The sequence below is a fragment of the Chryseobacterium tagetis genome, assembly GCF_016735585.2.
In the GTDB taxonomy this organism is placed as follows: domain Bacteria; phylum Bacteroidota; class Bacteroidia; order Flavobacteriales; family Weeksellaceae; genus Chryseobacterium; species Chryseobacterium tagetis.
In genome coordinates this window covers 433,959-453,889 of record NZ_JAERSE020000004.1, presented here as the reverse complement: position 1 = coordinate 453,889, position 19,931 = coordinate 433,959, and the positions used below count along the sequence as shown (strand labels likewise).

The following is a 19,931-nucleotide window of genomic DNA, read 5'->3' as shown; positions in this document are numbered from 1 at the left end:
TCTAAAACTAATATGAGTTCAGTTAAATCTTCTAAACCTACAAATTTCAGATGGACAATCTGTATATTGTTGTTCATTGCAACAACGATCAACTATCTGGATCGTCAGGTTTTATCATTGACATGGAAAGATTTTATTGCTCCGGAATTTCACTGGAACAATAATGACTACGGAAATATTACCGCCTTATTTTCTATTTTCTACGCAGTAGGAATGCTTTTCGCAGGAAAATTTGTGGATTGGATGGATACCAAAAAAGGGTTTCTTTGGGCAATCGGAATCTGGTCTGTCGGAGCTATTTTACATGCATTTTGTGGAATTGCAACATCTGGAATCCTTACTGGGAGTTGGTCGGCAGGTTTTCATGGTTCTAAAGAATTAATAGGAACAGTTTCAAATACTTCAGCGATTATCAGTACCAGTGTTTCACTGTTTATTTTTGCACGTTTTGTATTGGCAATTGGAGAAGCCGGAAATTTCCCGGCAGCAATTAAAACGACTGCTGAATATTTCCCTAAAAAAGACAGAGCATTATCTACAAGTATCTGGAATGCAGGAGCTACAGTGGGAGCCTTGGCTGCGCCTATTACGATTCCTTTCATTGCAAAATCAATGGGGTGGGAATGGGCATTTATCATTATTGGTGCATTAGGTTTTCTTTGGATGGGACTTTGGGTATTTTATTATAAAAAACCTCACGAACATCATAAAGTAAACGAACACGAGCTAACCTATATTCAGCAGGATCAGGAAGATTTTCAAGTTGAAGAAAACGCACCACAAACAGAAGAACGAAAATTCTCCTTCAAAGAATGTTTCAGTCACAGACAGACATGGGCATTTGCTTTTGGTAAATTTATGACAGACGGTGTTTGGTGGTTCTTTTTATTCTGGACTCCGGCGTATTTAAGTTCGGTTTACCAAATGGATTCCACGCAAAGTGCATTGCCCTTATTCGTTCTTTACATGATTACCTTATTGTCAATCATTGGAGGATGGCTGCCAAAATATTTTGTGGAAAAGAAAGGAATGAACGCGTACTCAGGAAGAATGAAAGCGATGTTGATTTTCGCATTTTTCCCATTATTAGCGCTTTTAGCACAACCTTTAGGTTCAGTTACATATTGGATTCCGGTTTTAATTATCGGTATTGCGGGAGCGGCGCATCAGGCTTGGTCAGCAAATATCTTCTCAACAGTAGGCGATATGTTCCCGAAAAAAGCCATTGCAACTATTACCGGAATCGGAGGAATGGCAGGAGGAATCGGTTCATTCATTATCAATAAATCTTCAGGAGTCTTATTTGATCACGCTCACAAAGCCTGGTCAACAGTAGATGGAATTCCTTTATTGGAAAAATATCCGCAATATATCAACGAAAGATTACCGGACGGATTCTTCGAGCAATTGAAAAAATCCGGAGCAGTAGTCGTAGACGGAATTGATAAAGGATATATGATCATATTTTCAGTATGTGCGGTTGCTTACCTGATTGCATGGACTGTAATGAAGACATTGGTTCCAAAATATAAAGTCATTAAATAATTTTTGAACTATTAAGAAAATTAGGAAGTTAAGGGCTGTTCAGAATTTGCAAGCAAATTAGAAAACAGGCTTAAGAAATTTATTTCTCTTAAATCATCTTAACTCCTTCATTCAAATCTTAATGGTTATAAATAAATATAGAAAGTAAAATTGAATTAAAACTTTGTGATCTTATTTAAGTGCAACGCCTTTGCAAACTTAAAAATATACATCAAGTTTTAAAAAGAAAAATCTTAGCGCCCTTTGCGTTAAAAACAAAATCATCGAGTTAGAAAGATGGAAAATCAGATAAAACAAAAATTAAATCGTGAATTAAACGGTTCTCAGGAAAAGCTTCCCATTAAAATTGTACAATTTGGAGGAGGAAATTTCATGAGAGGATTCACAGATTATGTGATTGATAAATTAAATAAAGGAGCAGGATTCAATGCAGGAATTGTAAACGTGCAACCCACTCCAAATGGTTCCGTTCACAAATTAGAAGAGCAGGACAATTTATATACGCTTTTTACAAGAGGAATTAAAAAAGGAGAAATTCATGATGATAAGCAGGTAATTTCTGCAATTCAGAAGTCAGTCAATCCTTATACAAATTATGATGAATTCTTAGCGTTGGCAAAAGAAGACGAATTAGAATTTATTTTTTCCAATACAACAGAAACAGGAATTGCTTACGACGGGACAGAAACTTCTTACGAAGGCCCGCACAAGAATTTCCCCGCGAAAGTTGCGGTTTTGTTGTATGAAAGATTCAAACATTTCAACGGAGCATCAGACAAAGGTTTGAGAATTATTCCTTGTGAATTAATTGAAAACAATGCGTTTGCATTAAGAGATATTATCATTAAATATGCTCAGCTTTGGAATTTAGAAGATTCATTTGTGCAATGGATTAACCAAAATAATTATTTCCATAATACATTAGTAGACAGAATTGTTCCGGGGTATCCAAAAGACGACGCAGAATCTTATGAAGATCAGTTGGATTATGAGGATAAAATGATGGTTGTTTCTGAATGTTTCTTACTTTTTGTGATTCAGGAAGCTGGAAATTTAAATGAAAGAATTCCATTCAATAAAATCAACGAACAGATTTTGGTAGTTGATGATATTCAGCCGTATCGTTTAAGGAAAGTGAGAATTCTGAATGGCGGTCACACATTGATGTTGGCTCCGGCAGTTTTATCCGGAAAAGAAACGGTAAAAGAGTCTATTGATGATGCATTTATAGGTAAATTCTTAAGTGAAACCATTTTCAATGAGGTAAATCCTACTTTAGGCTTAGATGAAAACGAATTGAAAGATTTTGCAGAAGAAGTTTTTGACAGATTCAGAAATCCTTTTATCAAGCATTATCAGGCAAGTATTGCTTTATATTTTGTTTCTAAATTTAAAGTAAGAGTTCTTCCGAGTTTGTTGGGATATGTTGAGATCAATAAAAAATTACCATTGAATTTGACATTTTCTTTAGCAAGTTTAATCAGATTCTACCAAGGAAGTTTTGGAGAAAAATCTTTGCCAATCAACGATGAGGAATCAATTGTTGCTAAATTTAAAGAGATCTGGGCAAACGGTGAGTATGAGAAAGTTGCTGAATTAGCATTAAGTGAAACAACTTTCTGGGGAACAGACCTGATTCAGGTTGACGGACTGAAAGATGCAGTCGTAAAAGCGTTGTGGGAAATTGATAACAATGGCGTAGAAACTGCATATAACAATTTTATACAATCTTATTCTTAAGAAATCATGCAAAAGAAAGTACTGAAAGTAAATCCTAAAGACAACGTTATTGTGGCGTTACTGGACTTACCTGCAGGAGAATCGGTACATCTTGACGGTGCAGATTACACGATTCTCAAAGATATAAAAGCAAAACATAAATTTGCTGCCACAGACTTTGAAGATGGAGATTACATCATAATGTATGGGGTGATCGTTGGAAAAGCCAATCAATTCATCAAAAAAGGCGAGGTGATTACTACCGAAAATGTAAAACATCAAAGTGCAAAAGTAGAAGGTAAAACAGCTACACTAGGTTGGACTCCACCTAATGTAGACAAATGGAAAGACCGTACTTTCATGGGATATCACCGTGAAGACGGACAGGTAGGAACGGAAAACGTATGGCTATTCTTTCCTCTGGTTTTTTGTGAAAACAAAAATATTGAAACACTGAAAGATATTTTTGAAAAAGAATTATTACACGAAAAAGCCAGTAAACATCAACTATTATTAAGATCCTTACTGAATGGCGGAGAAACTTCTGATGTTGCCGTTGAAGAAGAAGAGGATACCAGAATTTTTAAAAATATTGATGTAAGATTTATCACACACCAAGGCGGTTGTGGTGGAATTCGTCAGGATGCAGAAGCATTGGGAAGATTGTTTGCAGGATATGTAAACAACCCGAATGTAGCAGGAGCGACAGTTCTAAGTTTAGGTTGTCAGAATCTTCAGGTGCAAATTTTCATGGATGCGCTTCACGCTTTGGCTCCAAACAATAAAAAACCGATTGTTGTTTACGAACAGCAAAAATCAGGAACGATTGATGAAATGTTGACAGGCGTGATTAAAGATTCCTACGAAGAAATTAAAAAAGCGAACGATATAGAAAGAAAACCGGCATCCATCACAAAGCTGAATATTGGCTTAGAATGCGGTGGTTCAGACGGATTCTCCGGAATCTCTGCAAACCCTGTTTTGGGAGAGGTTTCCGATATTATGTCTGCTGTAGGCGGTACAACTATGCTTGCTGAATTTCCGGAACTTTGCGGGGTAGAGCAGGAGTTAGTCAACCGTTGTATCAATGATGAAGACGGAGTGAAATTCCTAAAGCTGATGAAAGATTTCGAAAAATCTGTAGTGGCAGCGGGATCAGGTTTTGATATGAACCCATCTCCCGGAAACATCAAAGACGGTTTAATTACCGATGCGATGAAATCAGCAGGAGCTTCAAAAAAAGGAGGAGCGGCACCAATTGTAGAAGTTCTTGACTTTACAGAATATGCTACAAAACCAGGACTTAATTTGCTTTGCACACCTGGAAATGATGCAGAATGTACTACGGCTTTAGCAGGATCAGGCGCTACCGTTGTTCTTTTTACAACCGGTCTTGGAACACCAATGGGAAATCCCATTTCACCGGTAGTGAAGATTTCTTCCAATACGGTTTTGGCAGAAAAAATGTCGGATATTATCGACTTTAATGCAGGTACTGTAATCAGTGGAGATAAAACAATTCCTGAAGCTGCAGATGAACTTCTTGAGTTCATCATCAAAGTGGCAAGTGGTGAGGTAAAAACCAAAGCTGACCAACTTAACCAGAATGACTTCATTCCATGGAGACGAGGAGTCTCGCTGTAGTGGATTATTATATTAAATATTAGGGTTGAAACTGCTTCTTACTTTTTGTGAGGAGCAGTTTCTTTTTGTTCCTAATGTTTTTTGTAATTAACTTGTGATAAAAAGATCGTAGTGAATTTATTTCTTTATAATCTTTTTCACAACAGTTCCCTTTTCTGTTTCTAAAGTAAGGAAATAGGACCCTGTTGGTAATGCTCTTAAATCTATTGTGTTGCTATTTAATGTAACCGAAATTTTTTTTCCACTCATATCAGAAAGAAATACCTGTCTTATTTTATCCTTAGTGTCGATATTGATATAGTCAGAAGTCGGATTAGGATATACCTTGATACTTGTTGAATCAAAAACAATTTCATCCGTACCTAAAGTTGATCCTTCAATAGTAAAAGCACAACCATTGTAAGAATAAATGGTCCAGGTAGGATAGCCAGCAGCACCGGTTAAATTAGAAATCCGCATAAATCCCGGAGTTCCATCCGAACCTCCCCACCAGTTAAATTTTTCCGGAGAATAGATGTCAATGTAACTAAGGTTCAATTTTGCTACGAAGAAAAGCCAGTATTTTTTATTGGCTTGTAAATTTACTGTACCTGCAAGAGCAGGAACATCGATAGAGTAAACATAATTGGTACCGCTTGTATTGACTATGGTATATCCTTGCGAACTGTTAGTGACATTTATTGTTGCGACAGGGCTTCCAGTCTGGAGAATAGGCTGACCTGCAGGGACATCACTATTATCATTATAAATATATAATATGAAACCATTAGATAGGGAAGGCAAATTTGATTGGGACTGAAAACCAAATATATTTATTTTGGTAATCGTACTGGTTTGGGTTAGCATGAAACTGCTTGCTGCACCTATCAGATCACCATTATTAGTAGTGTAAGAAGCGAAAGCAGGACCATAATCGCCTATATGGGGCTGTGAAAAAATAACACTTTGTGCTTTGAATTGTAAAAAGAGTAAAAAAATGAAGAGTGAGTAGATTTTTTTCATGGAAATTAATTTGCATTAAATATACTAATAATTCCCTTTTGTTTGAAATTGTTTAAAAAGCTTACTTCCTTTTTGAAGATTTTCTAATATAGATCTGTGGCGTCAAAACCACTTTTTTCTCAATAGAAACCCCCGAAGAATTATCTTTAATACGATCTAGAAACACTTGTCCTGCCATTTGCCCCATCGTCACAGGAGTCTGGTCAACAGAACTCATCGGAAGTTCCATAAACTGTGTAAAAGGTTCATTAGAAAAACCAATAACAGCTACTTCTTCCGGAATCTTTATTTTACGTTTTTTCAATTCCTGACAGGCACCCAATGCTGCAAAATCACTCGAAGAAAAAATAGCATCTGGTATTGATTTCTTGCTCCAAAGCTTTTTAATTGCTTCAATTCCTGCATCAATCGAACTTCCAGTAGTGATGATATTATCTTCTTTTACGGGTAAATTATGATCAAGTAAAGCCTGTTTGTAGCCATTCAGACGGTTCTGGTAAATTTCAAGGTTGAGATCCCCTGCAAAATGACAGATATTTTTATATCCTTCTTTTATCAGATGTTCAGTGGCCATATAACCGCCTCTATAATCGTCTACGGTTACCGTACTGATTCCGGGAATATCTTTCTTTCGGTCAAAAAATATAATTGGGGTATTGGAGGTGCTTAAAATATGCTGAATGTGTTCTGTATCTACGGTTGTTCGGGAAACAGACATGAAGATTCCGTCAACCTGAGCATTCAGTAACGTATTTAAATGTTTTTTTTCAATATTTACGTCTTCATGGCTCTGACAGATAATGACATGATAACCGTACGTAGAAAGTTCCTCTTCGATCCCGCGAATCACCGACGAAAAGAAATTCGTATTTACGAACGGAACAATGATTCCTACATTTTTAGTTTCACCACTTTTTAGCGCTTTGGCAAGATTATTTTGCTTGTAGTTCATTTCCTTTGCGGTTTTTACTACAAGTTCTTTAGTTGCCTGGCTGATTCTCGGATGATTGTTTAATGCCCTTGAAACGGTTGCTACACTTATGTTTAGCTTTTTCGAGATATCATAAATAGTGGCATTTTTTTTTGTCATAGGTATTCTGGACTAACGTTAAATTTCCCTTCAATACTCCTTTCAGAATAGACGTAAATTTAATCAAATTAATGATACCGATGGCGGAAAAGCTGCTTTTTTCTTATTTTTTATAAAGAGAAAGCTTTGTTTCAGGATTTTCTGTTTTTAAAACAATCTTATCATCTTTAACCGTAACTATTTTGAATACTCTGTCGGGTGTGTTTTCTTTTTCAGACCCTTCATATAATAACGTTAAAGCATCATTTCCGATCTGATAGTTTCCCGTAGTCAATGTCGTTATATCGAACGAAAATGTTTCTTTAAACTTATTTCCATCCAATATATGCAGGCAGTATCGCCCTGTTTTGGTACAATATTTACCGGTTTTAAATTCTTTTGTTTGCGAAAATAGAAGATTGGAACTGAAAACTGAAAACACAATAAGACAAAAAAGTAGTGTTTTTTTCATATGCTAATGGGATGTTTTAAATAATTTTCAAGTTTAAGAAATTTCTTTTAAAAATTTGAGAAATAATTTGAAAATTTAATAAAAAATTAAGGTCTGTGAGAATTAAAAAAAAGCACCAGAATTTGATGCTCTTTAAGTAAATGATTATATGAAAAAAATAATTACTTTTTCCGGATAGTAGAAATTATTCTGCGGAAGATTGCATGGATTTCCATTCTTCTCTCGTAATTTGAAATAATTCCATTTCTTTAGTATTAAAATTCACTTTTCGGTTTAATTTCATACCATTTTTAAGGGCTACTTTCTTAGAGTTTTCATTTTCAGAAAAGATCATGGAAACAAGTCTTTCATGGAAGCTATTTTCAAAAGCAAAATCCCGGCATTTTTTTGCAGCTTCATAGGCAAAGCCCTGCATTCTGTATTGAGGAAGAATCGAATAGGCAATTTCAAGTTCAAAGGAATTATCAATTTCTCTAACCAAAAGCCCACTTTGTCCGATGATTTTATTATGCTCTTTGGAAACTAAAATATTTTGTCCGCCAAGATTATTTTCATACCTGTAAAAAGTCCATTCAAACCATTTTGCACATCTTTCCTCCGGAGTTTTAAACTCATCCATTCCAAGAAGTTTTGTGGTAGTGTCATCTTTGAATAAATCTTTCCATATTTCAAAATCGGAATTTTCAAGTTTTCTAAATTTTAGTCTTTCAGTGTCTTGGTTTGTCAAAAGAAATTTCATGCCCTTCTATTGGTAAGTATTTCTTCAAAAATAAACAAATTGAAGAAATAAATGAAGATCAGAAAATATAAAAAGAGCACGCAGAATCTGATGCTCTTTTGGTAAATGATTATATGAAAAAAATAATTACTTTTTCCAGAATTTTTCGATCTGCTCAAGAGATTTTCCTTTAGTTTCGGGTACCCATTTCCATACAAATACTAAAGAAAGAACACTCATTACACCGTAAAAACCATACGTGAATGCCCCACTGAATTCCATCATAAAAGGATATGTAGAAGAAATCAGATAATTGGCTGCCCATTGAGCGGCAACAGCAATGGCAATGGCACTTCCTCGTATTTTATTAGGGAATATTTCAGAGATCAATACCCAGCAAATCGGTCCCCACGACATCATGAATGAAGCCGTATAAATGATAATAAATATCAGAGTCGCAATACCAATGATATGCAAATAAGAAAAGATGGCAATCGCAAACATTCCGATGGCCATTCCTATAGAGCCGACAATCAAAAGAGGTTTTCTTCCCCACTTATCCACCGTAAAAATGGCAATGACGGTGAAAACTACATTTACAAGTCCCATCACAACAGTCTGCAGCATTGAAGCATCTTTGTGAACTCCCATACTTTCAAAGATTCTCGGAGCATAATACAATGCCACGTTGATTCCTACAAACTGTTGGAAAACTGATAATAATATTCCTATGACAATGACCGTTTTTCCAAAAGCAAAAATTTCACTCTTAGCTTCTGCTACCGTTCCTTTGATCTCTGCAAAAATTTCTTTCGCACGATCCTGTCCGTTAATTTTTGTCAGGATTTGCAGAGCTTCCTCGTCTTTTTTAATAAAAGTAAGATAACGGGGAGTTTCAGGAACAAAAAATAATAAAATCCCGAATAAGGCAGCAGGAATCGTTAAAGATAAAAACATATATCTCCATCCGATTTCATTGATCCATTCTACGGTTTGCCCGCTTGCAATTCCCCAATTCACAAAATAAACAACCAGCATTCCGAATATAATGGCAAACTGATTCAGAGAAACCAATCTTCCGCGGATTTCAGCAGGAGCAATTTCTCCGATATACATTGGACAGACTGCTGAAGCGAGACCTACACCAATTCCTCCGATAATTCGATAAAAATTGAAAGCCAGTAAAACACCCATAGAATGTTCACCCTGCTTAAAAAATAAAAATTCAGGATAGGCGGCTCCTAAAGCACTGATGAAAAATAGAAAGGCAGCCAACATCAAAGATTTCTTTCTTCCTAATTTAGTAGAAAAATATCCTGAAATAGCCCCTCCAATGATGCAGCCGATCAGGGCGCTCGATATGGTTGCTCCATGTGCCAGAGAACTCAGACCTAAAGGAATAATAAGATATTCCTGAATAGATTTTTCAGCTCCTGAAATCACAGCAGTATCATATCCGAACAAAAGCCCTCCTAAAGTCGCAACCAAAGTAAGGACAGTAACATATACCATGTTGATCTGTGCTTTTGTTCCTGAAGAATACTGAGGACCGGAATCAATTATTTGCATAGTTTCATATAGTTTTAAGTATGGTTAGATTGTGTTTTTAGTTACAATGAGTCAACGATTTTATAAATACTGATTGATCAGGCTTTCTAAATATTCCTGTTTCCCGCTTTCTCGTCCCACTTCTCCAAGACCTTCCGCATGAGAAGCCAGATCTGTTAAAGAAAGTTTTCCTTCTTCAAAATCTTTTCCTTTTCCACTATCAAAAGAAGAATATCTGTTGGTTCTGATTTCAGAATATTTTGATTTTTCTAAAATAGCATCTGCTGTAAGGAATGCTCTGGCAAAATTGTCCATTCCACTGATATGAGCAATAAAAATATCTTCCAGATCCGTTGAGTTTCTTCTGATTTTAGCATCAAAATTCACCCCTCCGCCTTGGAAACCTCCGGCCTGAATGATCACCAGCATCGCCTGAGTCATTTCATAGAGATCAACCGGAAATTGATCAGTATCCCAACCGTTCTGATAATCTCCTCTGTTAGCATCAATACTTCCCAACACGTTATTATCTGCAGCTACCTGAAGCTCGTGTTCAAAAGTATGTTGAGCCAAAGTCGCGTGGTTAACTTCCAAATTAAGTTTGAAATCATTTAATAAGTCATACTGGCGAAGGAAATTTAAACACGTTGCAGCATCAAAATCATACTGGTGCTTTGTAGGTTCCATGGGTTTAGGTTCAATAAAGAAAGTTCCTGTAAAACCTTGTGAACGTGCATAATCTTTAGCTAAATGTAAAAATTTCGCCATATGTTCCTGTTCACGTTTCATATCCGTATTGAGCAAAGACATATACCCTTCACGGCCGCCCCAGAATACATAATTTTCTCCGCCTAATTTAATAGTCGCATCCAAAGCATTTTTTACCTGACCTCCTGCATAAGCCAATACATCAAAAGACGGATTGGTTGCTGCTCCGTTCATGAATCTTGCATTGGAAAAACAATTGGAAGTTCCCCACAGTAATTTTACATCGGAAGCAGCCTGTTTTTCCTTAGCATAATCAGTAATGAACTCTAATCTTTTGGTAGATTCCACAAAATTATCAGCCTCGTCGATCAGATCATAATCGTGGAAACAGTAATAAGGAACGCCTAGTTTTGTGAAAAACTCAAAAGCAGCATCCATTTTTTCTGTCGCTCTTTGTTTAGCATCCGTTGCGGTTAACCAGTCAAATTGCTGTGTTCCCACTCCGAACGGATCTCCGCCGGTTGCGCAGAAGGTATGCCAGTAAGCTGTTGCAAATTTGAAATATTCTTTCATGGTCTTTCCACGAACAATTCTATTCTCATCATAAAATTTAAAAGCCAAAGGATTGTCAGATTCTCTTCCCTCAAACTGTACTTTTCCTATCCCTTTGAAGTATTCTTTGTTACCGATTGTAATTGCCATTATATTTTAATTTGTTTTAAATTTCTTTCTTAATCTTAAAATGCAATCGATTGCATTTTTAAAGCGAATTTTTCCCAAAAATTTATGTTTTACTGCGTAATGATTTTTGGAAATTCTAAGACTTACTTATTGATCAGTATCATTTATGAATTAAAAATGCTGTTTTATTAATAAATGAATGTCTCTAAATGTAATAATTTTATATAATATGTAATGGGATTTTTGTAATATCTTGTTTTTTATGATAAGGGTAAGTGTATTCCTTTATTTTGTAGGATATTGAAAGAATATTTTTAATTTTATTTTTAAGATAATTTACGGATAATAGGGATCGAAGAACAATTTTAATTCCCCGAAAAATGTTCCTGAAAAAACAATTTCTGTTTTTATACAGGATATTTAAATAGTTTTGTAATTCTTACAATGCTTTTAAAACCATGAAATCACAGAGAAAAACAGGATATATTTTTTTTATTTTTTTACTTTTTTCGGAAAGCTTTTTTTCGCAAGCTCCACTCGGTAAATATAGAGGCCGATTCGATCCGGATATTTTGGAAAACTTTATTACCAAAGCCAATGATACGGTTTTTGTAAGTAATTCTTACGAATACAAAGCAGGATATTCCACCAATGATAACGACTTTTATTTTTACAATATCAGAACCAAAAAAAGAATATTTCCATACGGGTTTGAAATGGCTTACCCGTTCGTGGGAAAAACAGCGGTTGTAAAATATAAAGAACGGTGGGGACTGATCGATCTGAGCGGAAAGTTTATTTATTATTCAGATTCAACTTCCCCAGTAAAATTAACGATGTACGAAAAATATGCAGTATTTGATGAGCATGTCATGTATGATGTGGGATCAGGACTCTGGAAAGAAAGTTCTATTTATTGTGCAGAACCAGCAGCTTCCGGTTACTTTTTGACAAAAACGAAAACAGGGAAATACAATCTGCATAACTCCAAAAATGAACCCGTCTTTAAAACTGATGTAGATACTATTATAACGCAGGATCATTTATTATACGGAGAAAATTCAGGCAGAAATTTACTCATTGTAAAAAATAAAAATAAGTATGGTGTATTTCAAGCCAACGGAAATGAAGTTTTCAAAATAAAATATGAAAAAGCGGCGTTCGTAGGAAACTATATTATGCTGTTTGAGAAGAATGCATGGAATTATTATACCTATCAAAATAATAAAATGAATTGGGTGCTCTCATCACCTTATGAATGCATGACACCTGCTTATCAGACCGATGTTATTGGTGCTTTTAAAAAAGACAATACGTACAATCTTCTGAAAACCAATGGAGAAATAGTGCAGGGGGATTTCGATTATATCAGTGATAGGGCTGCTTATGGAATAAAAGAAAATACTGTTGTTATTTTCGATTCCCATGCAGACTATTACACCTATATTGAAAAATAACTTCTACATTTGAATATGAACAACAGAAACCGTGGAAAGAACACTGGAGATGATGCATTATTCGGTTCAGAAAAGCAGAAAGATAAATTAAAATCAGCAGTTCAGGATATGCAGTATCTATTGAGCCGTGATTACGCTGAAAAAGCTTCTTCCGAACTTGTAGGAAACAGATATAGACTGAAAACTCGGCAGATTCAGTCGGTGCGTGGAGCTTCTGCTTCAACGGTTCAGATTCAAAATAGAAAATCTAAACAGCTGGAAGTTTCGGAGCTGGAAAATACTACCATTTATTTAGATGGTTTTAATGTTTTGATCCTGTTGGAAAGCCTGCTTTCAGAAGCCTATATTTTTGAAGGTTTAGACGGTTCTTTTCGTGATCTGTCAGAAGTTCACGGAACTTATAAAAGAGTCAGTCAGACTTTTTCGGCAATAAAACTGATTGCTAAATTTTATCAAAATTCCAAAGCTCAAAAGATCGTTTGGATCTTTGATAAACCGGTTTCCAATAGCGGGAGAATTAAACAAATGATTCTTGATGTTGCAACGGAAAATAATTTCAGCTGGGAAGCAGAACTAGAATTCAATCCGGACAAATTTTTAGTGGAAAATGCTGATATTGTGGTTTCTTCCGATGCGTGGATTCTGGATCATTGTAAAAACTGGTTTAATCTGATTCAATATATAATAGATGAAGAAAAGCTTTCCGTTAATCTTGTAAAAATGTTTTAGAAATGAATCTTTTCGAAAAATATATTCCCTTATTTTCTGAAGGCTGGAAAGAAAAATACCACGCAATTTTAGAAGCTGAGCATATAGAGGCTTTAAGTAAAAACATTCAGGATTCTCAGCATATAATTTCAGATTGGAAACTTCCTTACTTTAATGAAGAAATAAAGATTGACAGAAAAGAAAGCTTCAACCTGTTTCTGGATATTTTTAAAAGTAAAGAACCTGAAGAAATTAAAATTCAAAAATTGGAAGAAATTCCGTTTGAGAACTGGCTGAATATCTTGGGACAAAGATTGACTTCTGCGAGTATCCGTGATGAAAATGCGGTTCCTCCTTTAAGAAAAACTCTGATTGAAGCCTGTCAGAAACCATTCAATGAAGAAATTACCATCGCGCAAAGAGCCTGGGAAAAACATGTGGGAAGAATGGAAGATCAGTTCTGGGGTGAAGTAAAAGGAAACAATCAGGAGAAACAGGAAAAGGTCATGGAGAAAATCAATTTTATTTTAGATAACAAAACATGGTGGAATGTTTTCTTTCATTATAAGCACGAACTGGTTTTCGAGGTACGCGAAAAAGAAGGCCACGGAATCCGTTGGAGTCACGGAGGGAAGCATTTAATTGGTTTTCTTGAAGTTTTTATGAATGAATAAATGACGTATTCTTTTATTCATTAATACTACTGAAATTTTTTTTTGCGTAAAAACATTGCGCACTTCTCCCATACTTTTGTCGAAGTAAAATATAATTTTTCAATGAAAAATATGTATAACAAAGGCCCTTTCAGAAGTTATGAATGGGGGAAGATTCCGCCCTATCTGAAAAAGTACGGAAATAAAAAGTGGAGGAGAACTGAAAAGGCAACAATAGAAGATCAGCTCAATGAAACCATCAAATTTTTTAAAAGCAGAAAGAAAATTAATCTGGGCTAAAATAACAAGAGAAATGAACGGAAGAACACATTCTGATTACAGAAGTTTCTATTCTGAGAAATCTTTTAAAAGCTTTATAAACAGAGCACATGTAGCAAGATATTTTCTAATAAAAAATAAAACAGAAAAAAAATGAACACATTTATCGACATTGGTATCAATCTTACCAACAAACAGTTTAATAATGAACACGCTGAAATCGTCAACTTTGCTCTTGCCAGTGGAGTTCACTGCATGATCCTTACAGGAACAAGTGTAAAAGGGAGTAAAGAATCAGCTGAAATAGCAGCAAATTATGAGTATGTTCTCTTTTCAACGGCCGGAATTCATCCGCACGATGCCAAATCTTTTAATCACGAAAGTATCCCTGAATTAAGAACATTATTAAAACAAGACCACGTTGTTTCTGTAGGAGAATGCGGATTGGATTTCGACAGAGATTTTTCTCCAAGACCCATTCAGGAAAAATGTTATCGTGCCCAACTTGAATTGGCCATAGAAGTTAATAAACCGCTTTTCTTGCATGAACGATCGGCCTTCAAAAGGTTTAACGAAATTACAGACGAATACTTATCCAGACTACCGAATGCGGTTGTTCATTGTTTCACAGGAACATTAGAAGAGGCAAAAACGTATCTGGATAAAGGATTTTATTTGGGATTTACCGGAGCGATCACCGATCAGAAAAGATTCAAACATTTGGAAGAAGTTATTAAATATGTTCCTCTCGACCGGATGATGATTGAAACCGATGCGCCATTCATGCTGCCGAAAAATATGCCGAGAACGCAGAACCGCAGAAATGAACCTGCATTTTTACCCTATGTTGCCCAAACGATTGCCCATCTAAAGAAAATCAGTATTTCCGAAGTCGCCAACGAAACGACAGCAGTCGCCGAAAGTTTTTTCAGCATATAAAAAAGAGTTTTACAGATACAGTAAAACTCTTTTTTATTAAATATTTTTAAGTGCTTTTTAGCGTTCTTTATTTTTTATAAACTTTTAATAGCCGCTTCCAAAGCCAGTTCCATCATAGGTTTCAAAGCTGTTTCCCTTTCGTCGGCAGAAATTTTCTCGTGAGTAGGGATAATATCTGTTACCGTAAGAATGGTGGCTGCATTTTTTCCTAAATGTTGGGCATTGGCAAATAATCCGAATGCTTCCATTTCTACTGCAGGACAGTTATATTTTGTAGCAATGGCAGGAACAGCAGGATCTTTTCTGTAGAAAATATCACTACTGTGAACGTTAATAGCTTTTGTTGTTAAAGATAATTCCCCAGCCGTTGCATTGATGGTACCAAAAATACTTCCCTGATGAGAAAGAATATCATCTTCAATTTCCCATGCAAACTTGGCGTAAGTACTTTCACTTGCTGCTTTTTCAACATTTAAAATATCAAATGTTTTCAGATCTGTTGTATAGGCACCACAAGTTCCGATTCTGATAATCGTATCCACTTCATACTCTGTATACAGTTCAAAAGAATAAATTCCAATGCTTGGAAATCCCATTCCACTAGCACCTACAGTGATTTCTTTTCCTTTGTAAAGTCCTGTATAATAGAAAATGCCTCTCGTTTTGCTGACTAATTTTGCATTTTCCAAATAATTTTCAGCAATATATTGTGCACGAAGCGGATCTCCCGGCTGTAGCACTACTTTAGCAATTTCTCCTTTTTTTGCACTAATGTGAATACTCATAATTTTATTTTGAAGCAGCAAATATAATAAATAAGTGAATAGAGAATTGTCAATTTACGGTTTCATGAATTTTTTTTAATGAATAAGACTTTTTAAGCAAAATTTATCAATATTATTTTTTCTGAATTGTGTGGGAGTTACTTTTTTAATTTTCTTAAAAACTCGGTTATAATAAGGAATATCATTAAAGCCGGAAGCAATGCAGATTTCAGCAATAGACAGTTTTGTCTTTAACAGCATCTGACATGAAGATTCGATCCTGAATTCGGTTAAATAAGTAAAAAAAGATTTTCCGGTCATTTTTTTGAAGAAAACACAAAAGGAGGATTTCTGCATTCCTGCAGATTTTGAAATTTCTTCCAGGCTGATATTCCTTTGGAAATTGCTTAAAATAAAAAGGTAAATTTCCTGTAGCTTTTTCTCTCTTTTGTTTTCTGTGACGGGTCTTCCGACAATCTGCATGTCTTTACAGTAAGAAATCAGTTCCAGCAATTGAATAAAAGAAGAAACCCTTTCAATATCATTTTGATGAATCATTGAAGTCATTAAAATCTGAAGTTTTTCTAACAATTCATCTTTAAAAGACACGGCATTCTCATTATTTTGGAGCTCAGAAATACTGTTGAAAAGTTCGGGAAAAAGATTTTTACAGCTTTCCAGAAAGTCATTTTCAAAAACAATCGTGATATTTTCAATGTTGCCTTCACGGTCATGAACAGATTCGTCAAAAGACCAGCAATGCGGGATATTGGGCGGGATCAAAATAACTTCTCCTTTCGAAAAGTTTTCCACAACATCACCAATGATTCTTGCCCCACTTCCTGTGATAATATAAGACAGTTCCCACGTTTCCTGCTGATGAAGCGGCACCTGCTGATTCCACTTGATATGAACATGATCAAAGTGAAAAGTATGGGTTCTTGCTCTTGGAAATATTTTAAATTTTGCTTCATTTAAATACATGTAATCAGAATAATGTAAATATAAGACAATAATTAAAAAATATAAAACAATCTTTTTGAGACAATACCCTCTATTTTTGCATTAATTTTTTAAGTTAAATATGAATCAAACTTTCAATATTTCCCAATCGAAACCACATTACGAGATCCTTGACGGATTGCGTGGCGTTGCTGCTATTATGGTTGTCTTTTTTCACGCTTTTGAAACATTTTCGAATGGAGATCACACCAAACAGATCATTAACCACGGCTATTTGGCAGTAGACTTTTTCTTCATGCTTTCCGGATATGTGATCAGTTATGCCTATGATAACCGCTGGAATCAGATGACGCTGAAAGATTTTTTCGTCCGTCGTTTAGTGAGGTTACAGCCGATGATTATTATCGGTTCTTTGGTTGGGGCGGTCTTATTTTATTTCCAACATTCGGAAGGATTAGGATGGGGTGGAATTTCTACGACTCCGGTCTGGAAATTACTCTTGGTAATGTTCATAGGGATGACGGTAATTCCTGTCGGAAAAAGTCTGGATATCCGTGGCTGGAATGAAATGCACCCGTTAAACGGCCCGTCTTGGTCGCTGTTTTTTGAATACATTGCGAATATTGTTTATGCTTTAATTCTAAGAAAAACTTCCAAGATTGTCTTGGGAGTTTTAGTATTGATTTCGGCAGGATTTACCATTCATTATGCCTTTACCAATCCAAATGGAGACATGATTGGCGGATGGTCAATTGATGATGCGACCCAATTGAGGATTGGATTTACGAGACTGGCTTTCCCTTTTTTAATGGGAATATTGTTGGCAAGACTGGCTAAATTAAAATTCACTAAAAATGCTTTTTTTACTACAAGTTTTATCCTGATCATTTTATTTGCATTTCCACGTTTAGGAGGAACTGAAGCCCATTGGCAGAATGCTTTTTATGAATGCTTTACTTTGATAGTAATGTTTCCAATTGTTATTTTACTGGGTGCGGGAGGAAAAGTGGTGGGTGAAAAAGCCAATCAGTTATGTAAATTTTTAGGCGATATTTCCTATCCGATTTATATTACGCATTTTCCGTTAGTATATGTTTATATGGCATGGATTGTGAATGGAAAGCATACACTGGAAGAACCTCAATCCTGGATTTTTGGTTTGCTTACGGTAGCGGTTTCAATAGTTTTGGCGTACTGTTTTATGAAATTCTACGATATTCCGGTGAGAAAATGGCTAAATAAAAAATTAATATCAAAAAAATAAAAGATTCAATGAAAATAGAACACGTTGCCTTTTGGGTAAAGGATCTGGAAAAGATGAAAGATTTCTACGAGAAATATTTCGGGGCAGTTTCTAATGAAAAATACCATAACCCCGTAAAGAATTTTGAATCTTATTTCCTGAGTTTTGAAAACGGAAGCCGATTGGAAATCATGACAAGACCCGACATTCAGGAAGGAAACAATTCTTTTGAAGCTCAGAAATTCGGGATCATTCACCTTGCATTTTCTACAGGAAGCAAGGAAAAGGTTGATGAATTAACAGAAATTTTAAGAAACGATGGTTATAAAGTAGCCGGAGAACCGAGAACTTCCGGTGATGGATACTACGAAAGTGTAATTCTTGATCCTGAAAATAATATCATCGAGATTATAAAATAGTTTTTAATTCTCAAAGTGAACTTATTTACTTTGGCTCGGCTCAGATCGAAGATCTGAGCCGATTTTTTATTGATATAGTCCTTTTTCTAGTATTTTATTGCCTGTTTATAATGAAAAATAGTATTTAATTCTTAATCATTGAATTAAAAATTTTATTCTCAGAGAAATAATTATATTTTTGTTTATCATGCAAACTCAATCCCCATTTTTAGATACTTTATTTCTGCTTCGGAAAGAAGAATGCATTACCATTTTTGCAGATGTAAAGCAGATCTCTCCCAAAGAAGAACAGGAAGCTGCAGAATATTTTGAAACAGAATTTGAAAAAGAAAGACTTGAATTTTTTTCCGATCAGATTCCGTTTGATAAAGAAGCTGCGGTCTGGGCTGCCAAAATCCTGTATCATAGCGTTCAGCTTTATCTCGTTCGCGAAAATACAGAAAAGGACCTTGTAAAACTGATCCCTGATTTTAAAGGAAAACCTGATCTTTCTGCAAAATTGTCGGCAGATCTGTCATTAAGATTTGTGCCGCAGATTGTGGTTGCTCTCAAAAATGTGGATGCAGATGATCCTTTGATCCAATTGCTTGAAACGATTCTGAAACAATTCCATTATTCCGGAGTGGAAACCGATTTGGAACTGGAACATCTGAACTGGGAAGAAGAACTGAAAGATACAACCTACAGAAAACTCTATCTGGAAAGAATTGTAGAAAATAGAACCTACAGACTGGCGGAAATTCCTTATATCAATAGGCTTCTGACAGCAGAATTCGGATGGTATAAAAATATTTTCTGGAAAGAATTAAAAATTAACAAAGCACAAGAAAATGAAACAAGAGACGGTATTTGATTTTGTAAAAGATCCAACGAAAGAAAATTTTCTGAGATCCAGAGAATTAATTATAACCAATCCTGATTACGATCCTTATTCTGATGATTTAGACATCATGGAAAAGCTGTTTGAAGATAAAGAATATGATAAGCTGAATTACTATGTTACAATTAATGTGTTACTAAGCCCAAGAGCACATTTTATAAAATACTTTTCGCTAAAACAGATTGGGAATACAAAAGCAGCAGAAGGGATACTATTTATCTGTCATAATATTTTGAGTTGCATAGAAAAAACCGGAGACGGAGCACTACAGAATCCATATATAGTTACAAGAGTTTCTGATGAGAAGGATTTCTTAGAACTTCATTTGAGAAAAAAATATACTCAGCAAAGACTGATGCAACATGAAGGCAAATATTTGGATGTCCTGACATTAGAAGACGGATCAGAAATATATTTCGATATTACCGTTCCTTATCAGAGAATTTCTTTTTCACGAGAAAAAAAAGAAATGAACTAGTAAGGAGTAATACATAAGAAAAGCCAAAAAGAAAAAATGGCG

Annotated in this window: 20 protein-coding genes; 12 read left to right on the top strand and 8 right to left on the bottom strand. The window is 35.3% G+C overall.

Annotation, left to right across the window (positions count from 1 at the left end; all coding sequences use genetic code 11):
• The first annotated feature begins 12 nt into the window (after positions 1–12).
• From JI747_RS16065 to JI747_RS16055, 3 genes are all read left to right on the top strand, one after another.
• Positions 13–1,545: an MFS transporter gene (locus JI747_RS16065; RefSeq protein WP_225689889.1), complete on the top strand. Its 1,533-nt coding sequence runs from the start codon at positions 13–15 to the stop codon at positions 1,543–1,545.
• Positions 1,546–1,821: 276 nt separating this feature from the next.
• Positions 1,822–3,285 (top strand): tagaturonate reductase, encoded by a 1,464-nt coding sequence (locus JI747_RS16060; protein WP_225689888.1) that lies wholly within the window; start codon positions 1,822–1,824, stop codon positions 3,283–3,285.
• A 6-nt stretch (positions 3,286–3,291) separates the two neighbouring features.
• Entirely contained in the window at positions 3,292–4,908 is a 1,617-nt protein-coding gene (locus JI747_RS16055; protein WP_225689887.1) for a UxaA family hydrolase, read from the top strand.
• Between the two features lie 117 nt (positions 4,909–5,025).
• On the opposite strand, the gene JI747_RS16050 is transcribed toward JI747_RS16055, so the two are convergent.
• From JI747_RS16050 to xylA, 6 genes are all read right to left on the bottom strand, one after another.
• Positions 5,026–5,910 (bottom strand): T9SS type A sorting domain-containing protein, encoded by an 885-nt coding sequence (locus tag JI747_RS16050; protein ID WP_225689886.1) that lies wholly within the window; start codon positions 5,908–5,910, stop codon positions 5,026–5,028.
• 61 nt (positions 5,911–5,971) lie between these two features.
• Positions 5,972–7,000, bottom strand: a complete 1,029-nt coding sequence (locus JI747_RS16045; protein WP_225689885.1) for a LacI family DNA-binding transcriptional regulator — start codon at positions 6,998–7,000, stop codon at positions 5,972–5,974.
• 103 nt (positions 7,001–7,103) lie between these two features.
• Positions 7,104–7,451: a hypothetical protein gene (locus tag JI747_RS16040; protein ID WP_225689884.1), complete on the bottom strand. Its 348-nt coding sequence runs from the start codon at positions 7,449–7,451 to the stop codon at positions 7,104–7,106.
• A 184-nt stretch (positions 7,452–7,635) separates the two neighbouring features.
• Positions 7,636–8,190 (bottom strand): GNAT family N-acetyltransferase, encoded by a 555-nt coding sequence (locus JI747_RS16035; RefSeq protein ID WP_225689883.1) that lies wholly within the window; start codon positions 8,188–8,190, stop codon positions 7,636–7,638.
• 126 nt (positions 8,191–8,316) lie between these two features.
• Positions 8,317–9,738, bottom strand: coding sequence for a D-xylose transporter XylE (gene xylE, locus JI747_RS16030; protein ID WP_225689882.1), 1,422 nt, complete (start codon positions 9,736–9,738; stop codon positions 8,317–8,319).
• A 60-nt stretch (positions 9,739–9,798) separates the two neighbouring features.
• Positions 9,799–11,127: a xylose isomerase gene (gene xylA / locus JI747_RS16025; RefSeq protein WP_225689881.1), complete on the bottom strand. Its 1,329-nt coding sequence runs from the start codon at positions 11,125–11,127 to the stop codon at positions 9,799–9,801.
• A gap of 437 nt (positions 11,128–11,564) precedes the next feature.
• Here xylA and JI747_RS16020 point away from each other — a divergent pair, with 437 nt between their 5' ends.
• The 5 genes from JI747_RS16020 to JI747_RS16000 all read left to right on the top strand — a co-directional run bounded on the left by JI747_RS16020 (position 11,565) and on the right by JI747_RS16000 (position 15,142).
• Entirely contained in the window at positions 11,565–12,563 is a 999-nt protein-coding gene (locus JI747_RS16020) for a hypothetical protein (protein WP_225689880.1), read from the top strand.
• A 15-nt stretch (positions 12,564–12,578) separates the two neighbouring features.
• Complete coding sequence (locus JI747_RS16015) at positions 12,579–13,292, top strand: DUF434 domain-containing protein (protein WP_225689879.1); 714 nt, start codon at positions 12,579–12,581, stop codon at positions 13,290–13,292.
• A gap of 2 nt (positions 13,293–13,294) precedes the next feature.
• Positions 13,295–13,945, top strand: a complete 651-nt coding sequence (locus JI747_RS16010) for a hypothetical protein (RefSeq protein WP_225689878.1) — start codon at positions 13,295–13,297, stop codon at positions 13,943–13,945.
• Positions 13,946–14,047: 102 nt separating this feature from the next.
• Positions 14,048–14,224: a hypothetical protein gene (locus JI747_RS16005; protein WP_225689877.1), complete on the top strand. Its 177-nt coding sequence runs from the start codon at positions 14,048–14,050 to the stop codon at positions 14,222–14,224.
• 132 nt (positions 14,225–14,356) lie between these two features.
• Positions 14,357–15,142, top strand: a complete 786-nt coding sequence (locus JI747_RS16000; RefSeq protein ID WP_225689876.1) for a TatD family hydrolase — start codon at positions 14,357–14,359, stop codon at positions 15,140–15,142.
• 74 nt (positions 15,143–15,216) lie between these two features.
• Here the strand turns inward: JI747_RS16000 and deoD are convergent, their stop codons facing one another.
• On the bottom strand, positions 15,217–15,927 hold the full coding sequence (gene deoD, locus JI747_RS15995; protein ID WP_225689875.1) for a purine-nucleoside phosphorylase: 711 nt from the start codon (positions 15,925–15,927) through the stop codon (positions 15,217–15,219).
• A gap of 75 nt (positions 15,928–16,002) precedes the next feature.
• A complete protein-coding gene (locus JI747_RS15990; RefSeq protein WP_225689874.1) occupies positions 16,003–16,890 on the bottom strand; it encodes an AraC family transcriptional regulator in 888 nt (295 codons plus the stop codon).
• 100 nt (positions 16,891–16,990) lie between these two features.
• Here JI747_RS15990 and JI747_RS15985 point away from each other — a divergent pair, with 100 nt between their 5' ends.
• From JI747_RS15985 to JI747_RS15970, 4 genes are all read left to right on the top strand, one after another.
• Positions 16,991–18,133, top strand: a complete 1,143-nt coding sequence (locus JI747_RS15985; protein WP_225689873.1) for an acyltransferase family protein — start codon at positions 16,991–16,993, stop codon at positions 18,131–18,133.
• A gap of 8 nt (positions 18,134–18,141) precedes the next feature.
• The gene (locus JI747_RS15980; protein WP_225689872.1) at positions 18,142–18,531 is read left to right on the top strand and encodes a VOC family protein; all 390 of its coding nucleotides are present in this window, start codon (positions 18,142–18,144) and stop codon (positions 18,529–18,531) included.
• A 187-nt stretch (positions 18,532–18,718) separates the two neighbouring features.
• On the top strand, positions 18,719–19,384 hold the full coding sequence (locus JI747_RS15975) for a hypothetical protein (protein WP_225689871.1): 666 nt from the start codon (positions 18,719–18,721) through the stop codon (positions 19,382–19,384).
• Positions 19,362–19,889 carry a DUF4919 domain-containing protein gene (locus tag JI747_RS15970; protein ID WP_225689870.1) on the top strand — a complete coding sequence of 176 codons (528 nt, stop codon included), beginning with the start codon at positions 19,362–19,364 and terminating at the stop codon, positions 19,887–19,889. Before JI747_RS15975 ends, JI747_RS15970 begins: the two co-directional genes overlap by 23 nt.
• Positions 19,890–19,931: the final 42 nt, after the last annotated feature.

Coding starts and splice junctions, on each gene's coding strand:
- JI747_RS16065 (WP_225689889.1), top strand. CDS start 13: ATGAGTTCAGTTAAATCTTCTAAACCTACAAATTTCAGATGGACAATC.
- JI747_RS15985 (WP_225689873.1), top strand. CDS start 16,991: ATGAATCAAACTTTCAATATTTCCCAATCGAAACCACATTACGAGATC.
- JI747_RS16015 (WP_225689879.1), top strand. CDS start 12,579: ATGAACAACAGAAACCGTGGAAAGAACACTGGAGATGATGCATTATTC.
- JI747_RS16060 (WP_225689888.1), top strand. CDS start 1,822: ATGGAAAATCAGATAAAACAAAAATTAAATCGTGAATTAAACGGTTCT.
- JI747_RS16000 (WP_225689876.1), top strand. CDS start 14,357: ATGAACACATTTATCGACATTGGTATCAATCTTACCAACAAACAGTTT.
- JI747_RS16045 (WP_225689885.1), bottom strand. CDS start 7,000: ATGACAAAAAAAAATGCCACTATTTATGATATCTCGAAAAAGCTAAAC.
- deoD (WP_225689875.1), bottom strand. CDS start 15,927: ATGAGTATTCACATTAGTGCAAAAAAAGGAGAAATTGCTAAAGTAGTG.
- JI747_RS16055 (WP_225689887.1), top strand. CDS start 3,292: ATGCAAAAGAAAGTACTGAAAGTAAATCCTAAAGACAACGTTATTGTG.
- JI747_RS15975 (WP_225689871.1), top strand. CDS start 18,719: ATGCAAACTCAATCCCCATTTTTAGATACTTTATTTCTGCTTCGGAAA.
- JI747_RS16020 (WP_225689880.1), top strand. CDS start 11,565: ATGAAATCACAGAGAAAAACAGGATATATTTTTTTTATTTTTTTACTT.
- JI747_RS15980 (WP_225689872.1), top strand. CDS start 18,142: ATGAAAATAGAACACGTTGCCTTTTGGGTAAAGGATCTGGAAAAGATG.
- JI747_RS16005 (WP_225689877.1), top strand. CDS start 14,048: ATGAAAAATATGTATAACAAAGGCCCTTTCAGAAGTTATGAATGGGGG.
- xylA (WP_225689881.1), bottom strand. CDS start 11,127: ATGGCAATTACAATCGGTAACAAAGAATACTTCAAAGGGATAGGAAAA.
- JI747_RS16040 (WP_225689884.1), bottom strand. CDS start 7,451: ATGAAAAAAACACTACTTTTTTGTCTTATTGTGTTTTCAGTTTTCAGT.
- JI747_RS15990 (WP_225689874.1), bottom strand. CDS start 16,890: ATGTATTTAAATGAAGCAAAATTTAAAATATTTCCAAGAGCAAGAACC.
- xylE (WP_225689882.1), bottom strand. CDS start 9,738: ATGCAAATAATTGATTCCGGTCCTCAGTATTCTTCAGGAACAAAAGCA.
- JI747_RS16050 (WP_225689886.1), bottom strand. CDS start 5,910: ATGAAAAAAATCTACTCACTCTTCATTTTTTTACTCTTTTTACAATTC.
- JI747_RS16035 (WP_225689883.1), bottom strand. CDS start 8,190: ATGAAATTTCTTTTGACAAACCAAGACACTGAAAGACTAAAATTTAGA.
- JI747_RS16010 (WP_225689878.1), top strand. CDS start 13,295: ATGAATCTTTTCGAAAAATATATTCCCTTATTTTCTGAAGGCTGGAAA.
- JI747_RS15970 (WP_225689870.1), top strand. CDS start 19,362: ATGAAACAAGAGACGGTATTTGATTTTGTAAAAGATCCAACGAAAGAA.